The 1444-nt window shown below is 77.8% G+C and carries 1 pseudogene; it reads left to right on the top strand.

Annotated features, from left to right (window positions below):
* Positions 1 to 1207: 1207 nt before the first annotated feature.
* Positions 1208 to 1444, top strand: a pseudogene (locus AOK24_RS19435) (hypothetical protein); the annotation flags it as partial.

Below are 1444 nucleotides of genomic sequence, written 5' to 3'. Positions count from 1 at the left end.
GCCCGGGGGGTGGCGACGCGCTCCGGGGCGGCCCCACAGGAAGCGCCCGCCCGCGCGTGCACAACCCCGCCGCCAAGAACCACCCCTACGCGCGCGTGTCCGGCCCCCCCGAGACCCGCCACCTCCCCTTCGCCGCCTTCGCCCACCTCCTCCCCGAAGACGTCACCCTGCACCGCGCGGTCGAACTCCTCGCACCCGTACGCCTGTTGCTCGTCGACGACGCGCACCTCCTGGACGACGCCTCCGCCGCCCTCGTCCACCAGCTCGCCGTGCAGGGCCGCACCCGCCTCCTGGTCGTCACGCAGGACGGCGCCCCCGCCCCCACTCCGATCACCCGCCTGTGGGCCGACGAACTCCTCCCGAGGCTCGTCCTCGGCCCCCTCCCGTACGACGCGACGGTCCAGCTCCTGACATCCGGCGCGGGCGTCCCCCTCGACGCGCTCACCGTCGACCGCCTCGACCGCCTCGCGCGAGGCGACCTCAGGCTCCTGCGGGACCTGGTGGACGCCGTACGCGAACAGGAACTCCTGGTCCCGTCCGGCGACGACACGTACGCCTGGCGGGGCCCCCTCCCCCTCACCCCGGCCGTCCGCGAACGGGCGTCCGGCGTCCTCGCGCGCACGGACGCCGAGCGGGAGACCCTGGACCGCCTGGCGTTCGCGGAACCACTGCCGGTACGGGCGGAGAAGCTCGACCTGGCCGTCCTGGAGCGGCTGGAGGCCGAGGGCTTGATCGAGGTCGGCGACGACAAGGAGCTGGGCCTGGGGGGCGGCGGCGACGCGGCCCGGGGCCTCGCGGTGAGGGGCGACGACACGGCCGTAAGCCCTGCGGCTGAGTCCGGCGGTCACCCGGCCGTACGCCTCGCCGACCCCCTGCACGGCCCCGTCCTGCGCGCCGCAGCGGGCCGGCTGCGGGCGCTGCGGCTGGCCCGCGAGCGGGAGCCGTACGAGGTGGCGCTGGCCGAGGAGTCCGCCGAACTGGTCCGGCGGATCGGCGCGGCGGACGTCCGGGACACGCGCGCGCCCGTGGGGGAGTGGCTCGTCGCGGAGGGGGAACCGGTGCCGCCGGTCCACGCGTGCGTGCGCGCACGGTTCGCCCGACTGCGCGGCGACCTGCGGCAGGCAGCCTCCTGGGCCCGCGAGGGGCTGCGCCACAGCCCCGCCGACGCCGACTGCCGTACGGAGCTGGCGCGGGCCGAGGAGGGCNNCGCACTACGCGCGGGCGCTGGCGCAGGGCGACGCGACCGCGCTGGACGAGGTGGCCGGTGAGCTGGAGGAGCGGGGCTTCCTCCTGTACGCCGCCGAGGCCCGCACCCGCGCGGGTCACGCCCACCGCGACCCCCGCGCGGCCCGAGCCGCCCGCACCCGAGCCGTGGCCCTGACCCGCCGCTGCCAGCCTCCCGGCACCCCCGCCCTGACGGGCCTCGCCCTGGACGACCTCACCG

Source organism: Streptomyces niveiscabiei, from assembly GCF_001419795.1.
Taxonomy (GTDB): domain Bacteria; phylum Actinomycetota; class Actinomycetes; order Streptomycetales; family Streptomycetaceae; genus Streptomyces; species Streptomyces niveiscabiei.
The sequence above is the reverse complement of the archived record's forward strand: the minus strand, read 5'-3'. Positions and strand labels throughout refer to the sequence as shown.